Source organism: Pseudomonas sp. GW821-FHT01C01, from assembly GCF_059422645.1.
Map to the genome: position 1 here is coordinate 1 of NZ_JBWKXF010000069.1, position 21,127 is coordinate 21,127.

Annotated in this window: 19 protein-coding genes and 1 pseudogene; 8 read left to right on the forward strand and 12 right to left on the reverse strand. The window is 60.7% G+C overall.

Annotated features, from left to right (window positions below):
* Positions 1–100 precede the first annotated feature (100 nt).
* From AC07XF_RS26515 to dmeF, 3 genes and pseudogenes are all read left to right on the forward strand, one after another.
* Positions 101–310: pseudogene (locus tag AC07XF_RS26515) on the forward strand (MEKHLA domain-containing protein); the annotation flags it as partial.
* 88 nt (positions 311–398) lie between these two features.
* Positions 399–674, forward strand: a complete 276-nt coding sequence (locus AC07XF_RS26520; protein WP_495028865.1) for a metal/formaldehyde-sensitive transcriptional repressor — start codon at positions 399–401, stop codon at positions 672–674.
* Between the two features lie 13 nt (positions 675–687).
* Complete coding sequence (dmeF, locus tag AC07XF_RS26525) at positions 688–1,608, forward strand: CDF family Co(II)/Ni(II) efflux transporter DmeF (protein WP_495028866.1); 921 nt, start codon at positions 688–690, stop codon at positions 1,606–1,608.
* Positions 1,609–1,633: 25 nt separating this feature from the next.
* Here the strand turns inward: dmeF and AC07XF_RS26530 are convergent, their stop codons facing one another.
* A complete protein-coding gene (locus AC07XF_RS26530; RefSeq protein WP_495028867.1) occupies positions 1,634–2,743 on the reverse strand; it encodes a cytochrome P450 in 1,110 nt (369 codons plus the stop codon).
* Between the two features lie 79 nt (positions 2,744–2,822).
* On the opposite strand from AC07XF_RS26530, the gene AC07XF_RS26535 reads away from it, so the two are divergent.
* A complete protein-coding gene (locus AC07XF_RS26535) occupies positions 2,823–3,584 on the forward strand; it encodes an ArsR/SmtB family transcription factor (protein ID WP_495028868.1) in 762 nt (253 codons plus the stop codon).
* A gap of 169 nt (positions 3,585–3,753) precedes the next feature.
* Here AC07XF_RS26535 and AC07XF_RS26540 read toward each other — a convergent pair whose 3' ends face one another.
* The 5 genes from AC07XF_RS26540 to AC07XF_RS26560 form a co-directional block, all read right to left on the reverse strand.
* Positions 3,754–4,773, reverse strand: coding sequence for a branched-chain amino acid aminotransferase (locus AC07XF_RS26540; RefSeq protein ID WP_495028869.1), 1,020 nt, complete (start codon positions 4,771–4,773; stop codon positions 3,754–3,756).
* Positions 4,774–5,015: 242 nt separating this feature from the next.
* Positions 5,016–6,398: a dihydrolipoyl dehydrogenase gene (gene lpdA / locus AC07XF_RS26545; protein WP_495028870.1), complete on the reverse strand. Its 1,383-nt coding sequence runs from the start codon at positions 6,396–6,398 to the stop codon at positions 5,016–5,018.
* A gap of 17 nt (positions 6,399–6,415) precedes the next feature.
* Positions 6,416–7,687: a dihydrolipoamide acetyltransferase family protein gene (locus tag AC07XF_RS26550; RefSeq protein ID WP_495028871.1), complete on the reverse strand. Its 1,272-nt coding sequence runs from the start codon at positions 7,685–7,687 to the stop codon at positions 6,416–6,418.
* Positions 7,688–8,746, reverse strand: a complete 1,059-nt coding sequence (locus tag AC07XF_RS26555) for an alpha-ketoacid dehydrogenase subunit beta (protein ID WP_495028872.1) — start codon at positions 8,744–8,746, stop codon at positions 7,688–7,690. It abuts the gene before it with no gap.
* A 1-nt stretch (position 8,747) separates the two neighbouring features.
* Positions 8,748–9,983, reverse strand: a complete 1,236-nt coding sequence (locus AC07XF_RS26560) for a 3-methyl-2-oxobutanoate dehydrogenase (2-methylpropanoyl-transferring) subunit alpha (RefSeq protein ID WP_495028873.1) — start codon at positions 9,981–9,983, stop codon at positions 8,748–8,750.
* Between the two features lie 185 nt (positions 9,984–10,168).
* Here AC07XF_RS26560 and bkdR point away from each other — a divergent pair, with 185 nt between their 5' ends.
* On the forward strand, positions 10,169–10,657 hold the full coding sequence (bkdR, locus tag AC07XF_RS26565; protein ID WP_007976593.1) for a Bkd operon transcriptional regulator BkdR: 489 nt from the start codon (positions 10,169–10,171) through the stop codon (positions 10,655–10,657).
* Between the two features lie 117 nt (positions 10,658–10,774).
* On the opposite strand, the gene AC07XF_RS26570 is transcribed toward bkdR, so the two are convergent.
* Complete coding sequence (locus AC07XF_RS26570) at positions 10,775–11,638, reverse strand: MBL fold metallo-hydrolase (protein ID WP_495028874.1); 864 nt, start codon at positions 11,636–11,638, stop codon at positions 10,775–10,777.
* A 162-nt stretch (positions 11,639–11,800) separates the two neighbouring features.
* Here AC07XF_RS26570 and AC07XF_RS26575 point away from each other — a divergent pair, with 162 nt between their 5' ends.
* Positions 11,801–12,601, forward strand: a complete 801-nt coding sequence (locus AC07XF_RS26575) for a sulfite exporter TauE/SafE family protein (protein WP_495028875.1) — start codon at positions 11,801–11,803, stop codon at positions 12,599–12,601.
* A gap of 30 nt (positions 12,602–12,631) precedes the next feature.
* Here the strand turns inward: AC07XF_RS26575 and copD are convergent, their stop codons facing one another.
* Positions 12,632–13,489, reverse strand: coding sequence for a copper homeostasis membrane protein CopD (gene copD / locus AC07XF_RS26580; RefSeq protein WP_495028876.1), 858 nt, complete (start codon positions 13,487–13,489; stop codon positions 12,632–12,634).
* Between the two features lie 3 nt (positions 13,490–13,492).
* The gene (gene copC / locus AC07XF_RS26585; protein ID WP_495028877.1) at positions 13,493–13,858 is read right to left on the reverse strand and encodes a copper homeostasis periplasmic binding protein CopC; all 366 of its coding nucleotides are present in this window, start codon (positions 13,856–13,858) and stop codon (positions 13,493–13,495) included.
* Positions 13,859–13,993: 135 nt separating this feature from the next.
* On the opposite strand from copC, the gene AC07XF_RS26590 reads away from it, so the two are divergent.
* Positions 13,994–14,614 carry a TetR/AcrR family transcriptional regulator gene (locus AC07XF_RS26590; RefSeq protein WP_008017494.1) on the forward strand — a complete coding sequence of 207 codons (621 nt, stop codon included), beginning with the start codon at positions 13,994–13,996 and terminating at the stop codon, positions 14,612–14,614.
* Between the two features lie 115 nt (positions 14,615–14,729).
* Here AC07XF_RS26590 and preA read toward each other — a convergent pair whose 3' ends face one another.
* From preA to hydA, 3 genes are all read right to left on the reverse strand, one after another.
* Positions 14,730–16,004 (reverse strand): NAD-dependent dihydropyrimidine dehydrogenase subunit PreA, encoded by a 1,275-nt coding sequence (gene preA, locus AC07XF_RS26595; protein ID WP_126046084.1) that lies wholly within the window; start codon positions 16,002–16,004, stop codon positions 14,730–14,732.
* Positions 16,005–17,372: an NAD(P)-dependent oxidoreductase gene (locus AC07XF_RS26600; protein WP_495028885.1), complete on the reverse strand. Its 1,368-nt coding sequence runs from the start codon at positions 17,370–17,372 to the stop codon at positions 16,005–16,007.
* Positions 17,373–17,528: 156 nt separating this feature from the next.
* Positions 17,529–18,968 carry a dihydropyrimidinase gene (hydA, locus tag AC07XF_RS26605; protein ID WP_495028878.1) on the reverse strand — a complete coding sequence of 480 codons (1,440 nt, stop codon included), beginning with the start codon at positions 18,966–18,968 and terminating at the stop codon, positions 17,529–17,531.
* Between the two features lie 542 nt (positions 18,969–19,510).
* Here hydA and AC07XF_RS26610 point away from each other — a divergent pair.
* On the forward strand, positions 19,511–20,995 hold the full coding sequence (locus tag AC07XF_RS26610; protein ID WP_495028879.1) for an NCS1 family nucleobase:cation symporter-1: 1,485 nt from the start codon (positions 19,511–19,513) through the stop codon (positions 20,993–20,995).
* The last annotated feature ends 132 nt before the right edge of the window (positions 20,996–21,127 follow it).

Consider the following 21,127-nt stretch of genomic DNA (forward strand, 5'->3'; position numbering starts at 1 on the left):
GATTTTACGACTGCTTCGCAGCCGAACGCAGCCTCGCGGGCTCGGCAGCTGCTACAAAGGGTGTCGCGGCTGAAATGGCTTAACTGACTGGCATTAGGCACTGGACTGCGCCCTGCGCCAGGCCCTGCTGGACCAGGTCACGGCCAATGGCATTGCTCACGGTTACAGTGGCTATCGGGTGGATCGGGAGGGTAATGCCTTCATGAGTCATGAAGGTAAGGTGTGGATGTTGGTGGACTCGATGGGTGTGCGCCAGGGGCAGGCGGCGTTGTTCTGGCCGGAGGCGGGGCGGGTTGGGCAGTTGGGGTGATGAACCCAAGCGTTTCATCTGGTTATGCCTTGCTTGCCTCCGCTCTATCGGCGACCATAGACGCTATATAGGGGTAGGGGGTATACGTATGTCGCACATTCACGAAAACAAAGATGACTTGATCAAGCGGGTGAGGCGGATTGCCGGTCAGGTGGAAGCCGTTGAGCGAGCGCTTGAATCCGATGCCGATTGCGCCAAGACCCTGCATCTGGTGGCCGCCATCCGGGGGGCGGTCAATGGTCTGCTGGACCAGTTCATCGACGCCCACGCCCGTGAGCATGTGGCGCATCCAGATCTCAGTGACGAAGAACGCGCCCAAGGCGTGGAAGACTTGTTGCTGGCCATCCGTCGATATGCCAAATAGAGGCCCGAATTCCATGGCTCTGACACCACAGGCTTCGCGTTTTTCTCACAACCATGTATTTCTCGGCGCTTCCCATGATGAAAACGCACGTCGCACCTTATGGGTGGTGGCGCTGACGTTTGTGATGATGATTGGTGAAATTGCCGCCGGTTACATCACCGGTTCCATGGCGTTGCTGGCCGATGGTTTTCACATGGCCACCCATGCCGGGGCCTTGGGCATCGCTGCGGCGGCCTATGGATTCGCACGGCGCAATGCCAACAATGCGCGTTACAGCTTCGGCACTGGCAAGGTCGGGGATCTCGCCGGTTTTGCCTCGGCCATGGTGCTGGGGCTGGTAGCGATCGGCATAGCCGGGGAATCGGTTTTTCGCCTGTTTCAGCCAACCACAGTGGCATTCACCGAAGCGACAGTGATTGCGGTGGTGGGGCTGGCGGTGAACATCGCCAGTGCCTTTTTGCTGGCGGGTGACCACGGTCATCATGGCCACAGCCATGACCACGGCCATCATCACCATCACGACAACAACCTGCGCTCGGCCTATGTCCATGTGCTGGCCGACGCCTTGACTTCGGTGCTGGCGATTGCCGCATTGCTGGCGGGGCGCTATCTGGGATGGGTGTGGCTGGACCCGGTGATGGGCATCGTCGGCGCCATCGTGATCGCGAAATGGGCTGTTGGATTGATGCGTGACAGCGCCGCGGTGTTGCTTGATGTCACGGATACACACGTCGCCGACGAGATTCGTGAACTGCTCGAGTCGTCGGACGATGTGCGCATCAGCGATCTGCATGTCTGGCAGGTCGGCCCTCAGGCGCGGGCCGCGATTGTCAGCGTTGTGGCGGCGGCAAATGTCAGCGCCGACACCATTCGCGAACGCCTGGCGCCGGTTCATGAGTTGTCTCACCTGACCGTCGAATACCGCACAGCTTGAGCGGCATTCACGACTGAACCTTCGGTCAATCACTGAACAGTGGAATCCGTCCATTCGTGGAGGGGCGGTATTTCCGTTTCAGCTGGTCCAATGCTGGCTCCATTGTCAGGAACTGTTTGAGCGTCGCGCCAGCAATGCTCAACGCCAGCAATTGCCCCGGACATTGATGGCGCCCCGCACCGAAGGTGAAGCTGCGCCGGTTCGGGCGATCGAGCAGAAAGGTGTCGGGGTTGTCGTTGAGCTGCGGGTCGCGATTGGCCGAGGCCAGCAGCACCAGGATCACGTCTCCGGCATTCAGCCGCACCCCGTCAATCTCGCATGGGGCGGCGACGAAGCGGCGGGTGTTTTGTACCGGCGGGTCGAAGCGCTGCACTTCGGCCAGCAGGTCTTCGATAGGGGTTGATTCGCTGTGCAACGACGGGTGTTGAATCAATGCCAGCACGGCATTGCCGATCAGCCCGGCAGTGGCCTCGAAGGTCTGGGAAAACAGGCCGATCAGGTTGGCGATCAGCGTTTGCGGTGCGCCGGACGCGAAGCGCTGGCGGATGCCTGCAAGCAGAAGGCTGTGGTTGTCCGAATCGGCCAAAAGCTCGACACAGTAACCGCTCAATTGTTCAGCAGCGGTATGGGCCGCGGTCAGTTGCGCCGGACGACTCAGGGGCGACAGGCAGGCCACGAAGTCTGCCGTCAGCTCGCTGATGGCGCGGCCCTGAGCCGGGGTGAAACCCAGCAACGCCGCCACCACGCACACCGGTCCACGAAACATGGCGTTGTACAGGCCAGCGGCATCCGCCGTCATCAATCGGGCGCTGACCAGGGCCTCGACTTCCTGCGCATTGATCAACTCCAGCCCTGGCGCAATCGCCGACCGTGGACAACGCTGGCGCTCACCTTCATTCATGCGCATCAGTTGACCGAATACCTCGCCGGCCATGCCATCGGCAATCGCCTTGGGGACTGGCTCCTGCGCGGGGCGAACGTGGCAATCGGGATGAGCCAGCACGGCGGCCACCGCCTGGGCGCTGCTGGCCACCCACATTTTCAGCCCTGGATGGAAAACCAGCCCACCCTCGGCACGCAGTTGTGCGTAGTAGGGATAAGGATCGGTATCGGTCGCAGCGATGATCGGGTCCATGGGTCACAGCCTTTTGTTGTTGGAAAGTGTTGCTACTATCTCCAGTCCGAAAGAGCGTTGATTCGTCCGGGAGCGAAATATGAGCGCAGAACAACACGACATCGGTGTCTCGCAAGTGGCGGCAGCCATCGCGGAGCCTGCGCGGACGAAAATCCTTTGCTCGCTGATGGACGGTCACGCTCGCACCAGCACCGAACTGGCGGCCGTGGCCGAAGTCAGCGCGTCGACCGCCAGTGCCCACCTGGCCAAACTCAAGGAGCTGGCGCTGATTCGGCTGCACGTTCAGGGACGTCACCGCTATTACAGCCTGGCGGACAAACGTGTGGCCCAGGCCCTGGAAGCACTGATGGTGATCGGCCAGAACAGCGCGCCGAGCTTCCAGTCGCGTACCCCGGATCGCCTGCAATTTGCCCGCACCTGCTACGACCACATGGCGGGCACCCTGGCCGTGCTGTTGCATGACCGGATGCTCGAAGCGGGCTGGCTGGAGGAAACCGACGAACAGGCCTATCGCTTGAGTGACAGTGGTTCGGCAATGTTTCAAGGGCTTGGGATCGAGGTGCAGGACTTGAGTACATTGCGCCGCCGCTTTGCCTGCCCGTGCCTGGACTGGAGCATGCGCCGGCCGCACTTGGGTGGATCGCTAGGGGCGGCGTTGTTGCAAACGGCGCTCAAGCGCAAGTGGGTGACGCAGGATCTGGACAGTCGCGCGTTGGCGCTGACAGTGTTGGGGCGCAAGGAAATAGCGGGGCGGTTTGGGGTTGAGTTGCCGCTTGAGCGTGACGGCAAAAGATCGCAGCCGGTGGCAGTTCGAGGAGCATCGTTTAGCCCGGACCTGTAGGAGCCAGCTTGCTGGCGAAGGGGGCTTTGAATTTTGCGTTGTTTTTGCGGGCGCCTTCGCTGGCAAGCCAGCTCCTACACAGGAGCGCGGCGGCAGTTGTTGGATCTTGGCCATGAAAAAGCCCCCCATCGATCACTCGATGGGGGGCTTTTTTGTATCTGGCGTCAGGTCAGACTTTGACGATCCAGCCCGCTGGCGCTTCGATGTCGCCCGTTTGCACGCCGGTCAGCTCTTTGTAGAGCTTCTGGGTGATCGGGCCGACTTCGGTTTCGCTGTGGAACACGTGCAGATGGTCGTTGTAGTTGATGCCGCCAATTGGCGTGATCACCGCCGCAGTACCGCAAGCACCGGCTTCCTTGAAGTCGGCGAGCTTGTCGATGAACACGTCACCTTCGACCACGTCCAGACCCAGGCGGGACCTGGCCAGTTCGATCAGCGACAGACGGGTGATGCCCGGCAGTACCGATGGCGAGTTCGGGGTCACGAACTTGTTGTCGTGGGTGATCCCGAAGAAGTTGGCCGAACCGACTTCTTCGATTTTCGTGTGGGTCAGTGGGTCCAGGTAGATGCAGTCGGCGAAATGCGCCTTCTTGGCCTGGGAGCCTGGCATCAGGCTGGCGGCGTAGTTGCCACCGACCTTGGCGGCACCGGTGCCTTGTGGTGCGGCGCGGTCGTAGCTGGAGATCAGGAAATTGTGCGGGGTCAGGCCGCCCTTGAAGTAGGCGCCAACCGGGATGCAGAAAATCGAGAAGATGAATTCCGGCGCGGTGCGCACGCCGATGTTGTCACCCACGCCGATCACGAACGGGCGCAGATAAAGCGCGCCGCCGGTGCCGTACGGCGGAATGAAACGCTCGTTGGCGCGGACCACTTGTTTGCAGGTTTCGATGAATTGCTCGGTTTCGACGAACGGCATCAGCAGGCGGGCGCAGCTGCGCTGCATGCGCAGGGCGTTCTGGTCCGGACGGAACAGGTTGATCGAGCCGTCCTTGCAGCGATAGGCCTTCATGCCTTCGAAGCATTGCTGGCCATAGTGAAGGGCAGTGGAGCCTTCGCTGATGTGCAGCACGTTATCTTCGGTCAGGGTGCCTTTGTCCCACTCGCCATTGCGCCAGTACGACAGATAGCGCTTGTCGGTCTTGATGTAGTCAAAACCCAGCTTGTCCCAATTAATGCTTTCGTTACCCATGACACCCTCTATCACTTAACAACCGCCGAAACGGTTCAAGGCTTCTGACGTTTTTCCGGATGGGCACAACAATACTTCATTCTTGGGCTAAATCGCAGCCCAGACTATCGGGTGATCGGCAGATAATTCGCATTGACCTTGAGAATTCGCGAGCAAGCCCGCTCCCACATTTGGAATGCATTCCCTGTGGGAGCGGGCTTGCTCGCGAAGAGGCCATTACAGCCACCATTAATCGCCCTGACTCACAGATGCAACGCATGCCCCAACGCACGCAACGCCGCTTCCTGCACCGCCTCACCCAGCGTCGGATGTGCATGGATGGTGCCGCCGATGTCCTCCAGCCGCGCGCCCATTTCCAGGCTCTGCGCAAACGCCGTGGACAACTCCGACACGCCGACGCCCACTGCCTGCCAGCCGACAATCACATGATTGTCGCGACGGGCGACCACGCGCACGAAGCCGCTTTTCGACTCCAGTGTCATGGCCCGGCCATTGGCGGCGAACGGGAAGCTCGACACGATACAGTCCAGGCCCGCAGCCTTGGCCTCGTCCGGGGTCTTGCCGACCACCACCAGTTCCGGGTCGGTGAAGCACACGGCGGCGATGGCGGTCGGGTTGAACTCGCGGGTTTTACCGCTGATCAGTTCGGCGACCATCTCGCCCTGGGCCATGGCCCGGTGCGCGAGCATCGGTTCGCCGCTCAGGTCGCCGATGGCGTACACGTTGCGCATGCTGGTCTGGCAGCGGTTGTCGATTTTGATCGACGAACCGTTCATGTCCAGGTTCAGCGCTTCGAGGTTCCAGCCCTGGGTGTTCGGCTTGCGACCGACGGCCACCAGCACTTGATCGGTTTCCAGGTTCAGGGTGGCGCCATTCGGATCCAGAACTTGCAAAGTGTTTTGTTGTGAATCAAAGCCTTGCACGCTGTGTTTCAAGTAAAGTTTCACACCGAGTTTCTTCAACTCGTCGTGCACAGGCTGGGTCAGTTCGGCGTCATAGGCCGGCAGGATGCGTTCCTGCGCTTCCACCACGCTGACCTCGGCGCCGAGCTTGCGATAGGCAATGCCCAGCTCCAGGCCGATGTAACCACCACCGACCACGATCAAGCGCTTCGGTACCGAAGTCGGTGCCAGGGCTTCGGTGGACGAGATGATCGGGCCGCCAATCGGTAGCATCGGCAGGTTCACACTCTTGGAACCAGTGGCCAGCACCAAGTGTTCGCACTGGATACGCGTATCGCCGACTTCCACGGTTTTGCCGTCGATGACCTTGGCCCAGCCTTGAACGACCTGAACCTTGTTCTTCTTCAGCAGTGCCGCGACGCCGGTGGTCAGGCGATCGACGATGCCGTCCTTCCATTCCACACTCTTGCCGATGTCCAGGGTTGGCGCCGAAACGCTGATGCCCAGTGCCGAATGCTGATTGTGGTGCTGCGTCTGGTGGAATTGCTCGGCGACGTGGATCAGTGCCTTGGACGGAATGCAGCCAATGTTCAGGCAGGTGCCGCCCAGCGATTGGCCTTCCACCAGAATGGTCGGGATGCCCAGCTGGCCAGCACGGATCGCCGTCACATAGCCGCCGGGGCCGCCGCCGATGATCAGCAGCGTAGTGTTCAAAGTTTGCATCGAAGCTCCACTAAAGATCAGTCCACAAACAGCGTTGCGGGTTGTTCGAGCAGGCCGCGAACGGCCTGGATGAATTGCGCCGCGTCCATACCGTCGACCACGCGGTGATCGAAGGAGCTGGAGAGGTTCATCATCTTGCGGATCACGATCTGGCCTTTGATCACCATTGGCCGTTCGACGATCTTGTTCACGCCGACGATCGCCACTTCCGGCAGGTTCAGCACCGGCGTGCTGACGATGCCGCCCAAGGCGCCGAGGCTGGTCAGGGTGATGCTTGACCCGGACAGTTCATCGCGGCTGGCCTTGCCGTTGCGTGCAGCGGTGGCCAAACGGGAAATTTCCGCCGCGCTGTCCCACAGGCTGCGGGCTTCGGCGTGACGTACCACCGGCACCATCAGGCCAATATCGGCTTGCGTGGCAATACCGACATGCACGGCGCCGAGGCGGGTGATGACCTGTGCTTCATCATCATAACGGGCGTTGATCTGCGGGAAGTCACGCAGGGCAACGACCAGGGCGCGGACCAGGAATGGCAACAACGTCAGCTTGCCGCGAGTCGCACCGTGTTTCTCGTTGAGGTGCGCGCGCAGTTCTTCCACAGCGGTGACGTCGATTTCCTCGACGTAGCTGAAGTGGGCGGCGCGCTGGGTGGCGTCCTGCATGCGCTGGGCAATCTTGCGGCGCATGCCGATCACCGGGATCTGCTGCTCGTCATTACGTTGGGCGTACGCGGCAGCGACAGGTGCCGAGGCGTTCGACTGACCCTGGGCCAGATAGGCGTCGAGATCTTCATGCAATACACGGCCGGCCGGGCCGCTGCCACGTACCAGACGCAATTGAATGCCGAGGTCCAGCGCATGCTTGCGCACGGCCGGGGAGGCCAGTGGGCGTTCATCGGCTTCGCGGGCCACCATCGGACCCTGACAAACGGCGGCCGGACGCGCAGCGGCGACGGGTTTGCTTTCAGCCACGGCTTCAACTTTGGGTGCGGCCACCGGGGCTTCTTTGACGGGAGCCGGTTGCGCCGATTCCTTAACGTTGCCCGCGCCTTCGACTTCGATGCTGATCAGCACGCTGCCGACCGCCATGACTTCACCCGGCTGACCGCCAAGAGCGATTACCTTGCCATGCACTGGCGACGGAATATCCACCATCGCTTTATCCGTCATGACATCGGCCAGCACCTGATCCTCGACGACCATGTCGCCGACCTTGACGTGCCATACCGACAATTCAACTTCTGCAATGCCTTCGCCAATGTCCGGCATTTTAATAACGTGCGTGCCCATTCAGACCTCCATGACCCGTTTCAACGCCGCGCCCACTCGGGACGGGCCTGGGAAATACGCCCACTCTTGCGCGTGCGGGTACGGGGTATCCCAACCGGTGACGCGTTCGATCGGCGCTTCCAGGTGGTGGAAGCAATGCTCTTGCACCAGCGACACCAGTTCGGCGCCGAAACCGCAGGTACGGGTCGCTTCGTGCACGATCACGCAGCGGCCGGTTTTCTTCACGGACTTGGTGATGGTTTCCAGGTCCAGCGGCCACAGGCTGCGCAGGTCGATGACTTCGGCGTCGATGCCGGTTTCTTCAGCGGCGACTTGCGACACATACACGGTGGTGCCGTAGGTCAGGATGGTCACGTCCTTGCCCGGACGGGCAATAGCGGCAACGTCCAGCGGTACGGTGTAGTAACCGTCCGGAACCTGTGCGGCGGGGTGTTTCGACCACGGCGTTACCGGGCGTTCGTGGTGGCCGTCGAAAGGGCCGTTGTACAAGCGTTTCGGCTCCAGGAAGATCACCGGGTCATCGTTTTCGATGGAGGCGATCAGCAGGCCTTTGGCGTCGTAGGGGTTGGACGGCATCACGGTGCGCAGGCCGCATACCTGAGTGAAGAGTGCCTCGATGCTCTGACTGTGGGTCTGGCCGCCGTAGATGCCGCCGCCGCAGGGCATGCGCAGGGTCATCGGCGCGGTGAATTCGCCCGCCGAGCGATAACGCAGGCGCGCGGCTTCGGAAATGATCTGATCGTAGGCCGGGTACACGTAGTCGGCGAACTGGATTTCCACCACCGGGCGCAGACCGTAGGCACCCATGCCCACGGCGGTGCCGACGATACCGCTTTCGGAGATCGGCGCGTCGAACACCCGGGAGGTGCCGTACTTGGCTTGCAGGCCTTCGGTGCAGCGGAACACGCCGCCGAAGTAGCCGACGTCCTGGCCGAACACCACGACGTTGTCGTCACGTTCAAGCATCACATCCATGGCCGAGCGCAGGGCCTGGATCATGGTCATGGTGGTCGTGGTCATGGCGGTTTCCAGCTCGATATTGTTGTTGTGATCGTTCATGTCAGATCCCCAACTCTTGACGCTGGCGCTTCAAGTGCTCCGGCATCTCTTTGTAGACGTCTTCGAACATGGTCGCGGCGCTCGGAATCTGGCCGCCGGCGAGGGTGCCGTACTGTTCGGCTTCTTTCTGTGCGGCGATCACTTGGGCTTCCAGTTCGGCGCTGACGGCGGCGTGTTCCTCTTCGGACCACTGGCCGATCTTGATCAGGTGCTGCTTGAGGCGCGCGATCGGATCGCCCAACGGGAAGTGGCTCCAGTCGTCGGCGGGACGGTATTTCGACGGATCATCGGAAGTCGAGTGCGGGCCGGCGCGGTAGGTGACCCATTCGATCATGGTCGGGCCGAGGCCGCGGCGCGCACGTTCGGCGGCCCAGGCAGAGGCGGCGTAGACCGCGTAGAAATCGTTGCCATCGACCCGCAGGGAGGCGATGCCGCAACCGACGCCACGACCGGCGAAGGTGGTCGCTTCACCACCGGCAATCGCCTGGAACGTGGAAATCGCCCACTGGTTGTTCACCACGTTGAGGATCACCGGCGCGCGGTACACGTGGGCGAACGTCAGGGCCGTGTGGAAGTCCGACTCGGCGGTGGCGCCGTCGCCGATCCAGGCCGAAGCGATTTTGGTGTCGCCCTTGATCGCCGAGGCCATGCCCCAGCCCACGCCCTGGATGAACTGGGTGGCGAGGTTGCCGGAAATGGTGAAGAAACCCGCGTCCTTGACCGAGTACATGATCGGCAATTGCCGGCCCTTGAGCGGATCGCGCTCGTTGGACAGCAACTGGCAGATCAGGTCGACCAACGGTACGTCGCGGGCCATCAGGATGCTTTGCTGGCGGTAGGTCGGGAAGCACATGTCGTCGATGTTCAAGGCCAGGGCCTGGGCGCTGCCGATGGCTTCTTCGCCAAGGCTCTGCATGTAGAACGACATTTTCTTCTGGCGCTGGGCGACCACCATGCGGTTGTCGTAGATCCGCGTCTTGAGCATGGCGCGCATGCCCTTACGCAGGATCTCCACCGGCACGTTTTCGGCCCATGGTCCAAGGGCATTGCCCTGGTCGTCGAGCACGCGGATCAGGCCACGGGCCAGGTCAGCGGTGTCGGCCGGTTCAACGTCGATGGGAGGTTTGCGCACCGTGCCGGCATCGGTCAGGTGCAGGTAGGAGAAGTCGGTTTTGCACCCTGGACGGCCCGAGGGTTCGGGGACGTGCAGGCGCAGCGGTTCGTACGCTTGGGTCATGGCTTCTACGCTCGATCTTGTGAATTTCTTGTAGTGAGCTGACAGATTTCATTCGGTAAATGAAATCTTGTCCTACAACAATCATAGGCCCGCCCCAGAAGAATATTTCTCTCTGTTTCGTTGCGCTAAAGATCATTTGCAGATAAAAAATCTGCATAAACATAAAAAACTGGTGGTTTTGTCTCATGCGCAAACTGGACCGTACTGACATCGGCATTCTCAACAGCCTTCAGGAGAATGCACGCATCACTAACGCCGACCTGGCGCGCTCGGTGAACCTGTCGCCGACGCCGTGTTTCAACCGGGTCAAGGCCATGGAAGAACTGGGGGTGATTCGCGAGCAAGTGACGCTGCTGGACGCCGACCTGCTGGGGCTGCACGTGAACGTGTTCATTCACGTCAGCCTGGAGAAGCAGGTGGAGGAGGCGTTGCAGCATTTCGAAGAGGCGATTTCCGATCGCCCCGAGGTGATGGAGTGCTACCTGATGGCGGGCGATCCGGACTACCTGATCCGGGTACTGGTGCCGACCATCCAGTCGCTGGAGCGTTTCATGATGGACTTTCTGACCAAGGTGCCGGGGGTGGCGAACATTCGTTCGAGCTTTGCGCTCAAGCAGGTGCGCTATAAAACGGCATTGCCGTTGCCGGCGAATGGCCTGACTTTGGGCAACTGACATAACGATCACCTTGTAGGAGCTAGCTTGCTCGCGATGGACTTGAGGGCAACGCGTTTGTTCAGAAAACTCGCGTTATCGTTAACGTCCATCGCGAGCAAGCTCGCTCCTACAGGGTCAGAATTTGTTCAGGGGGATTTTCAGGTAAGTCACGCCATTGTCCTCGGCCGGCGGCAAATTTCCCGCCCGTACGTTCACCTGGATCGCCGGCAGTAGCAGCGTCGGCATGCCCAACCCGGCATCGCGCTTGGTGCGCATCTCAACGAAGGCATTTTCGTCGATGCCGTCGCGGACGTGGATGTTGCCTTTGCGCTGTTCACCGACGGTGGTCATGCAGTGCGGTTCGCGGCCCTCGGGTGGGTAGTCGTGGCAGACGTACAGGCGCACGCTGGCGGGGAAGGCCAGCAGTTTGTGGATCGAGGCGAACATCTGGTTGGCATTGCCGCCGGGGAAGTCGCAGCGCGCGGTGCCGACGTCCGGCATGAACAGCGTATCGCCCACCAGAATCACATCGCCGTCGATCAGGTACGCCATGTCCGCCGGAGTATGGCCGGGCACGTGCAACGCGGTGGCCTTGAGGTTGCCGATGCGAAATGACTCGTCCGGGGCGAACAGATGGTCGAACTGCGAGCCATCGATGCAGAATTCCGGCTCAAGATTGAACAGGGCCTTGAACACGTCCTGGACTTTGCAGATCGACTGACCGATAGCGATCTTGCCGCCCAGCTCGCGCCGCAGATAAGGCGCGGCGGACAGATGATCGGCATGGGCATGGGTTTCCAGCAGCCATTGCACATGCAACTGGTGTTGGCGCACGAAGGCGATGATCCTGTCGGCCTGGGAGGTGGCCGTGCGGCCGGCGGCCGGATTGTAGTCAAGCACCGCGTCGACAATCGCGCATTGTCCGCCATCGTCTTCGTAGATCACGTAACTGTAGGTCGACGAGGCGTCGTCAAAAAAAGCTTCAATCAGGGCAGGCATGGTGGCCAATTCTTTCGGGATAAGCGTTGAGGGTAGATTCATTTTCCCTGCGCTGACCAGTCTTGCCTGCATTCAGTTAATGAAAAATCCTGCGCGGGCTCTATCCTGTCATTCATCGATACCGGGCGCTCCCGGAGTTCAGTTGCGGATCACGAGTGTTTTATGTTGCTGGCAAGTCTGTTTGGCGTGGTGATGGGGTTGGTGTTGGGGCTGACCGGCGCGGGTGGCGGGATTCTCGCGGTGCCGGCCCTGGTGTTGGGGTTGGGCTGGAGCATGACTCAGGCCGCGCCGGTGGCGTTGTTTGCGGTGGGCAGTGCGGCAGCGGTCGGCGCTATCGATGGTTTGCGTCATGGCCTGGTGCGTTACCGCGCGGCGTTGTTGATCGCAGCGCTCGGCGCGGTGTTTTCCCCGGTGGGTATCTACTTCGCCCATCAGTTGCCGGAAAAAATCCTGATGATCCTGTTCAGCCTGCTGATGTTCATGGTGGCCTGGCGCATGCTGCGCCGAGAACGCAAGGACGACGGGCCGAGTGATCACGGCCACGCGAACTGGGGCCAGAAAAACTGCATGCTCGATCAACAGACCGGACGCTTTTCCTGGACCGCCAAATGCACCGCGACCCTCGCGGCCCTCGGTGCGGTGACCGGCGTGGTGTCGGGGTTGCTGGGGGTGGGCGGCGGTTTCCTGATCGTTCCGGCCTTCAAGCAATTGACCGATGTGCAGATGCGCGGAATCGTCGCCACCTCGCTGATGGTGATCTGCCTGATTTCGGCCATCGGTGTGATCGGCGCGTTCAATGCCGGCGTGCGCATCGACAGTGTTGGCGCCACCTTTATTGGCGCCAGCATCGCCGGCATGATCATCGGCCGCAAGCTCTGCGCCCGGGTGCCGGCGCGGGCGTTGCAGGTCGGGTTCGCCAGTGTCTGTCTGCTCGTCGCCGTTTACATGCTGGTGCGTGCCTGAGCCTTGCAACGCTCGATGGGGATGAGGTTGTCAGCTGGAAATCATCGGCGGCAGGGTGCCCAGCAATGAAACCGCCGCCACTGCGCCAAGTCCCAGCAACCATTCGAACATCACACTGGCCCGCAACGTCGCCAGACGTTGCTCGCAATCATCGATGCGCAGCCGATTGAACAACGCCAGGCCCAGCATCGCCGCCACCAGCGCAGCCTTGATCAACAGGATCAAGGCGAAGCCGGTGAACAGTGGCGTTGGCCAGAATGCCCCGGTGAGTACCCGCACATTGATCAGGCCGGTGATCAGCAACCCCGCAACCAACCCGTAACCGACGCCACTGAAGCGCTGCAATATCACGCGGATCGAATGCCCCGCAGGTTCTCGCAGAATCATCACCAGCAGCATCAAGCCGCCGAGCCAGGCACCCACGCAGATCAAGTGAATGAGTTGATTGAGGATCAGCCAATGTCCTGCGGTGCCATCGAGCATCGCGCCGTGGCCGACCGGAGCCAGCGTGGCCACCAGCAGGCCGCTGAGGATCAGGCGCAGCGCAAGGCTGGCGCGCAGGGGTGTCAGCAGCAACGCCAGCAACACCATGTTGATCAGCAAATGCCAGCGCCAGACCTGACCGAAAAAAGTACTGTCCAGTACCAGGCGCAGGGTCGGCGGATCGAAGGCCGCCTCCCAGGCCCCGGCCATGCTCGCGGTAATCAGTAACAACCAGCACACCCCGCTGGCCAGCGCCACCACGGCCAGCCAACGGGAAGTCCTTGCCAGCCGCTGATCCAGTGCAGTTTCGCCACTCGAAAGCAAAGGCCGGAACACCCAGGCCCCGAACAGCATCAACACCACGATGAAATGCAGGAAGCGGCACAGCACCAACACGCTCGCCATGAATTACTGGCCAACCTTGAAGGCGTAGGCACCTTCGCTTTTGTGGGTGTCGACCGACACGGCGTGCCATTCGACTTTGTAGGTTCCGGCGGTCAACGGCGCGGCCGGGGTGACGATCAGGGTCTTTTTGTCGCTGCCTTCGGTAGTCAGCGCTTTTACCGCCACCGGTGCGCCATCCTTCGTCAGCGTGACTTTGGTGAAACTGGCCTCGACGCCTTCGGAGAACTCCAGGCGCAACTCAGTTGGCGCCGCGACGGTGCTGTCGGCGGCTGGTGTCTGGCTTTTCAGGTGGGCGTGGGCAAACACCGAAGACATGGCGAGCAGCGAGCCGAGCAGGGCCGCGACGGTCAGGGTTTTCTTCAGTAGCATCGTGAGTACCTCAGGCAGTTTCCAAGTGCGCAGAGTTTAGCTTTACGACAGCGGCTGTACGAAGTTTCGTTTTCCCCTGTCGCCGCAGTCCAGAGCGGATGCTAGTCTTGCTCAACGTTGTTGTCGGGGATCCGCATGGGCAATCACAAGATCGAGATTCGTCGCAGTAACGTCGAGAAAATTCTGCTGGGGGCGGAAAAAGTCTTCGCTGAAAAGGGCTTTGGCAGCACCGCCATGGCCGACATCGCCGCTGAAGTGCAACTGCCGCGTTCCAATCTGCATTACTACTTCAGCACCAAGACCGAGCTGTACAGCGCCGTGCTGTTCGACTTGCTGGAAGTCTGGAAGCAGGACGCGCTGTGTTTCGAGATGTTCGATGACCCGCGAGTGGTGCTCAGCAGCTACATCCGCGCCAAGATGAACCATTCCCGCAGCCGGCCTTATGGTTCGAAAGTCTGGGCCAACGAAATCATCCATGGCGCGCCGACCCTTGGCGCAGCGCTGGACGCGAGCCTGTACGACTGGGCCAAGATGAAGGAAGCGAAAATCCGCCAGTGGGTGGACGACAAACGCATCCTGCCGGTGGAGCCTTCGAGCCTGCTGTACATGATCTGGGCCTCGACCCAGCACTACGCCGACTTCGATCACCAGGTGAATATTCTCAACGACCATCAGCCGCTGTCGGACATGCAGTTCGAAAAGGCAGTACAGACGGTGACCAGTGTGATTTTGCGGGGGATCGGGCTGGAGCCTTGAAATTTGCGGTGTAGCTGCCGACGCCTTCGCGAGCAAGCCCGCTCCCACAGTGGAATGCATTTCAAATGTGGGAGCGGGCTTGCTCGCGAAGGCGCCAGATCAGGCGCCGCAGATTTCAAGGGCTGACGTGATACGGATTCCTCGGATCATGATTCCAGTCCAGGAACGGCTTGCCAGTCTCCACCGGCACCATCTCGATACAATCCTGCACCGGGCAGGTGATTTGGCACAGGTTGCAGCCCACGCACTCCTCATCGATCACTTGATACTTGTGAGTCCCGTCCGCTTGCTTGAGGCTGGCCACCGCCTGGTGTGATGTGTCCTCACACGCGATATGGCAACGACCACAACCGATGCACGCCTCCTGATCAATCTTCGCGATCACCTGGTAGTTGATGTCCAGGTACTTCCAGTCCGTGGTGTTGCCCACCGCGCGGCCGGAAAATTCCGAAACGCTGGCGTAGCCCTGACTGTCCATCCAGCGTGACAAACCGTCCTTCATGTCTTCGACAATCCGGAAACCATGCAGCATCGCCGCGGTGCACACCTGCACCGCGCCGCTGCCCAGGGCGATGAACTCCGCGGCGTCGCGCCAGTTGCCGATGCCGCCGATGCCGCTGATCGGCAGGCCCTGGGTCTGCGGATCACGGGCGATTTCGGCGACCATGTTCAAGGCAATCGGCTTGACTGCCGAGCCGCAATAACCGCCGTGGGTGCTTTGGCTGCCGACCATGGGGTTGGCGACCATGCGTTCGAGGTTGACGCTGGTGATCGAGTTGATGGTGTTGATCAACGACACCGCATCGGCACCGCCCCGGTGGGCCGCACGGGCGGCGACACGGATGTCGGTGATGTTCGGCGTGAGCTTGACGATCACCGGCAGCGAGCAATAGGTCTTGCACCAGCGGGTGACCTGTTCCACGTATTCCGGCACCTGGCCGACCGCCGCGCCCATGCCCCGTTCCGGCATGCCGTGGGGGCAACCGAAGTTCAGTTCGATGCCGTCGGCGCCGGTGGCTTCAACCAGCGGCAGGATGTGTTTCCACGACTCTTCGACGCAGGGCACCATCAACGACACAATCAGCGCACGGTCCGGCCAGTCCTTTTTGACCTGGGTGATTTCCCGCAGGTTGATCTCCAGCGAGCGGTCGGTAATCAGCTCAATGTTGTTAAAACCAAGCACCTCCCGGTTAGCCCCGAAGTGCGCCGAGTAGCGCGACGACACGTTCACCGCCGCCGGGTCTTCACCCAGGGTTTTCCAGACCACGCCGCCCCAGCCGGCCTCGAAGGCGCGGACCACGTTGTAGGCCTTGTCGGTCGGTGGCGCGGAGGCCAGCCAGAATGGATTGGGGGCTTTGATGCCGGCGAAGACAATCGACAGATCGGCCATTTACGCAGCCTCCACGTTGAACATCAGTTGAGCATTGATCGCCTCGGCGGCGCGTTTGCCATGTTGCACCGCTTGCACGGTAAGGTCTTGATCGAGGCTGGTGCAGTCGCCGCCGGCATACACGCCGGGGATGCTGGTGCGCAGCTGTTCATCGACTTCGATGCGCTCGCCCTGGCGCTTGAGCTCACGCGCCAGTGGGTCGGCGAGGGCGCTGCTGTCGAAGGCCTGGCCGATGGCTTTGAAGATCGCGTCGGCGACCAGTTCGAAGGTTTCGCCGGTGGTTTGCAGACGACCTTCGACCAGATGGGTGCGGGCGAATCGCATGCCGCGCACGCGGCCGTGATCATCGAGCAGCACTTCATCGGGTTGAGCCCAGGTCATCAGCCGCACCTGATTGGCCTTGGCGATCTCCTGTTCGTGATGGGTGGCGCCCATGTCTTCGGCTCCGCGCCGGTACACCAGATTCACATCGTGGGCACCGAGGCGGGCCATTTGCACGGCCATGTCGATGGCAGTGTTGCCCGCGCCAAGGACGATGCAATGATCGGCCAGTGGCAATTGCGACAGGTCATCGGCCTGGCGCAGTTCGCGGATGTAGTCGGTGGCGGCAAGCAGGCCGGGTGCGTCTTCGTGGGCCAGGCCCAGTTGCTTGCTGGCGTTGAGTCCGAGGCCGAGGAACACCGCATCGAACTGTTGATGCAGCTCGCTGAGGGTCAGGTTTTGCCCGAGTTTCTGCCCGTGGCGGATTTCGATCCCGCCAATCTCCAGCAGGAACTCAAGCTCCTTTTGCGCATAGTCATCCACCAGTTTGTATTTGGCGATCCCGTACTCGTTGAGGCCGCCGGCCTTTTCCCTCGCCTCGAAGATCACCACGTCATGCCCGTGCATGGCACTGCGGTGAGCGCAGGACAAGCCGGCCGGGCCCGCGCCGACCACGGCGATGCGTTTGCCGGTGGCGGCAGCGCGCTGGAACGGGTGAGTGCTGAAATGGGCGTTGTCCACGGCATAGCGTTGCAGCAGGCCGATCATGACCGGCGCACATTCGTGAGCGTTGTTGCGCACGCAGGCTTGCTGGCAAAGAATTTCCGTCGGGCAAACCCTGGCGCAACTGCCGCCGAGGATGTTGGCCGAAAGGATTTTCTGCGCTGCGCCTTGCACGTTGTCTTGCTGGATGTTGCGGATGAACGAAGGAATGTCGATCTCGCTCGGACAGGCATTCACGCAGGGCGCGTCGTAGCAATACAGACAGCGCGAGGCTTCGAGGTGGGCCTGGCGCTCGTTGAGCGGTGGCGCCAGATCGGTGAAATGGCCGGCGAGGGTGGCCGCATTCTCATGGGGATGCGGGAGGTGGTCCAGGGTCTTGATCACGGTTTTGGCCTCACGGTTATTTGAGGTGTTGCCTCTGTCGGGCATTGTTTTTTTGTTGGCTGTGATGACGCCATCGCTGGCAAGCCAGCTCCTACAAGGGGGAATGCATTTCAATCTGTAGGAGCTGGCTTGCCAGCGATAGGCCAGAGGCCGCGCTCAGCGTTTCACCGCAACCGGCTGATTCAACTCGGCCCGCTTGCTCAGCAAATCAAACACCGCCGGGTACGCCGGCCGTTCGATGTAGCGCCCGGCCCCACGCTCGGCCCGCAGCTCGCCGTCGGCCCAGACCACGCGGCCCTGGCTGATGGTGTGGCTGGGCACACCGCGTACGGTCTTGCCTTCGAAGATGTTGAAGTCCACCTGCTGATGGTGGGTCTTGGCGGAAATGGTCCGCGTGCCTTGCGGGTCCCACAGCACCAGATCGGCATCGGCCCCGACGCGGATCGCGCCTTTGCGGGGGTAAAGGTTGAAGATCTTCGCCGTGTTGGTGGACGTAAGGGCGACGAATTGCTGCATCGAAAAACGTCCGGTGTTCACGCCTTCATCCCACAACACCGCCATGCGGTCTTCGATGCCGGCAGTGCCATTGGGGATCTTGCTGAAGTCGTCACGGCCAGCGGCTTTTTGCTCGGCGCAGAAGCAGCAATGGTCGGTGGCGGTGGTGTGCAAGTTGCCCGATTGCAGGCCATGCCAGAGCGCCTCCTGATGGCCGCGAGGGCGGAACGGCGGGCTCATCACATAACCGGCTGCCGTTTGCCAGTCCGGATGGCGGTAGACGCTGTCGTCCAGCAGTAGGTGCCCGGCCAGCACTTCGCCGTAAACCGGCTGGCCCTTGCCACGGGCATAGGTGATTTCGTCCAGGGCTTCCTTGGTCGAGACGTGGACCAGATACAGCGGTGTACCGAGGGTTTCGGCGATGCGGATTGCCCGGCTCGCCGCTTCGCCTTCAACCTGTGAAGGCCGCGACAACGGATGCGCTTCCGGCCCGGTGATGCCCTGGGCCATCAGCTTGCGTTGCAGGTGATAGACCAGTTCACCGTTTTCCGCGTGAACGGTCGGCACCGCGCCCAGTTCCAGGCAGCGTTCGAAGCTCGCCACCAGGGTGTCATCGGCGGCCATGATCGCGTTCTTGTAGGCCATGAAATGCTTGAAGCTGTTGACGCCATGCTGGCTGACCAGTTCGGCCATTTCCTCGCGGACCTGTTCGCTCCACCAGGTGATGGCGACGTGGAAACCGTAGTCCGACGCCGACTTCTCGGCCCAGCCGCGCCACTGATGGAAGGCTTCGAGCAAGGATTGCTGCGGATTGGGAATCACGAAGTCGATGATCGACGTGGTGCCACCGGCCAGTCCCGCTGCCGTGCCACTGTAGAAGTCTTCGCTGGCCACCGTGCCCATGAAGGGCAGTTGCATGTGCGTGTGCGGATCGATGCCGCCGGGCATCAGGTATTGGCCGCTACCGTCGAGTACTTCGGTACTTGCGGGAACGTCGAGGTCGCCGCCGATGGCCTTGATCACGCCGTCTGCGCAATACACATCGGCGGGATAACTTTCATCATGGGTAATAACAGTGGCGCCACGGATCAACAGAGACATTCCGAGTTCCTCGCAGGCAATGACCGGTTTATGCCGGTTCTAGATGTTTTGTATGAAAACAGCCCGGACAGGATTATTCCTGTCAACGCTGTCAGGATTAAACGCTAGCTGCAGTTATCCGAATCGGCAAGAATATTTTTTATAAGCTTATTCTGTTATTAACTTATTGATAATTAACGATTAAATATAATAATCACCAAAATGGTGAGGCCGCTCACCATTTTGACGCACTTGACAGGATCTAAAAATGGTCAAGATTTCCTATGTGAAATCAGCTGTTTGAGTATGGTCTATGGTTGATGCGCAGCCATTGAAAAAAGACCAGCGCACCAGATTGAGTCCTGACTGTTCGGACAACTTGCCTGGCATTCGGCCTGAGTGGCATGACAAATAGTCGAGTCAGCGAATAAAACTGATAAACATCAGTTGGTTGCAATGTGTTTATGGAACTGCCCGATGCGTAATCGGGGTACCCGGCACGTTTATTGATGCCGTCAGCCCCCGATGAGCAAAAAAATAATTCAAAGAACAGTGGAGCGGCCATGCAACAGATCAGATCGCAAGTGACCGAGCGCGACGGCTTGTTTGAGTTGGAAGCCGGCAGCGATGTCCTCGACAGTCCCCGTTACAACCACGACATTGCACCGACCAAGGTGCACGAACGCAACTGGAACAAATGGCATATCACCGCGTTATGGGTGGGCATGGCGATCTGCGTGCCGACCTACACCCTCGGTGGCGTGCTGACTGCGTACTTTGGCCTGACGGTTGGCGAAGCGCTGCTGGCGATTCTGTTTGCCAACATCATCGTGCTGATTCCCCTGACACTTAACGCCTTTCCCGGCACCAAGTACGGCATTCCCTTTCCGGTACTGCTGCGCTCGTCCTTCGGGGTGCTCGGTTCCAACATCCCGTGCCTGATCCGCGCCCTGGTGGCGTGTGGCTGGTTCGGCATTCAGACCATGTTCGGCGGACTGGCGATTCACCTGTTCCTCGGTTCGGTGTTCGAGGGCTGGAAATCCCTGGGTGGCACCGGCGAGGTCATCGGCTTCATGGTGTTCTGGGTGCTGAACCTGTGGGTGGTGATTCGCGGCGCCGAGTCGATCAAATGGCTGGAAACCCTGTCGGCCCCGCTGCTGGTGGCGGTGGGCGCCGGTTTGCTGGTGTGGGCGATGCCCAACGTATCGATGACTGAATTGCTGGCGATCCCCGCCAAACGTCCCGAAGGTGCCAGCGTAGCCAGTTACTTCGCCGCCGGGCTGACGGCGATGGTCGGCTTCTGGGCGACGTTGTCCCTGAACATCCCCGATTTCAGCCGCTACGCAAAAAGCCAGAAGGACCAGATTGTCGGGCAGATCATCGGATTGCCGCTGACCATGTTCCTGTTCGCGTCCCTCGGCGTGGTGATGACCGCCGCGTCGGTGAAACTGGTGGGTGTGACGGTTTCGGACCCGGTGACCCTGATCGGCCATATCCAGAGCCCGTTCTGGGTGGCCATTGCCATGGCGCTGATCATCATCGCCACGTTGTCGACCAACACGGCGGCCAACATCGTGTCGCCCACCAACGACTTCCAGAACATCGCGCCCAAGGCGATCAACCGCACCAAAGCAGTGATCCTTACCGGGTTGGTGGGGTTGGCATTGATGGCCCATGAACTGCTGAAAAAACTTGGCCTGATCGTCTCCGATGTGAGCCTGGAAACGGTGTATTCGAACTGGTTACTCGGCTATTCCAGCCTGCTGGGCCCGATTGCCGGGATCATGGTGGTGGACTATTTCCTGATCAAAAAACAGCAACTGGACCTCGCCGGCCTGTACCGCGATGACGTCTATCCGGCGTGGAACTGGAGCGGTTTCATAGCGTTCGGCGTGCCGGTAGCGTTAACCCTGCTGTCCCTGGGCAGCGATGCCTTCAGCTGGTTCTACAGCTACGGCTGGTTCACCGGCTCGGCCCTCGGGGGGCTGATTTATTACGGGTTGAGTGCGATGCGGCCGAGCCCATCAGTCGCGAAATCTGCGGTGTGAGAGATGGCCTCTTCGCTGGCAAGCCAGCTCCTACAAGGCTCCCGGGTGTTCACAAATCCTGTAGGAGCTGGCTTGCCAGCGAAGACGGCCTCACAAACACCAAAGAAACACCTGAAGAAACACCTAAGAACA